General features: G+C 46.5%; 1 protein-coding gene. It reads right to left on the reverse strand.

All coding sequences use genetic code 11. The features are described 5' to 3' along the window. Window positions 1–869: sigma-54-dependent transcriptional regulator (locus R7093_RS24580; RefSeq protein WP_318146933.1), on the reverse strand; the 869-nt coding region annotated here is incomplete at both ends.

Below are 869 nucleotides of genomic sequence, written 5' to 3' on the forward strand. Positions count from 1 at the left end.
ACGCTCACTCTTTTCGCGAATTGATTTCAAACTGCGTTTTGAATCATTACGTGGCGGCAAATCGAGATGATGCTCTTCAATCATCACGCTATCAGACATCAACACCGCACGCTTAACTTGGTTCATCAACTCGCGAACATTACCAGGCCAGAAGTAACGAGTCAGAGCTTTCAAAGCGTCCTCTGAGAAACTTTTTGCTTGAGAGTTGTACTCTTTAGAGAACTCTTGCAGATAGAAGCGAGCTAGTAGTGCAATGTCACTCGCGCGCTCTTTCAAGCTTGGTACGTTGATACGAAGTACATTGATGTAATGGTACAACTCTTCGTTGAAGTCGCCATCAATCAAGGCTTTTTCTACGTCTGACGAGTTAGCAGCAAGAATACGCACATTCACATTCTTCACACCTTCGCGCGTTTCAATCGTGCCCTCTTGCAAAAACCTTAACAGGTTCATTTGCTGGTCCTTCGAAATGGTCAGAATGTCATTAAACAACACAGTACCGCCATCTGCTTGTTCCAACAGACTTGGGCCCATCTCAGCATCCGCAGCAATACCAAAGACTTCCGCTTGGAAACGTTGCTCATTCAAAGCGCGGCAGTTAATCGACATAAAGGGCTTATGAGAACGGGAAGATACTTTGTGAATTGCACGAGCAACCGCTTCTTTACCAGTACCGCTCTCGCCAGAGATCAGAATACTCACGTCCGTAGGACCAATTCGCTTAACTTGATCGCGTAAGCGCTTCATCGGGATAGATTCGCCAATCAGCCCCATATCGAGGCTATTGCCAAAGCTTGGCCAAACTTTTTTCTCTAGCTTGAGCATACCAAGTTGGTGGCCGATGGTGCTCAACAGTTGGGCATCTGGGA

It is taken from the genome of Vibrio sp. 1580 (assembly GCF_033340055.1).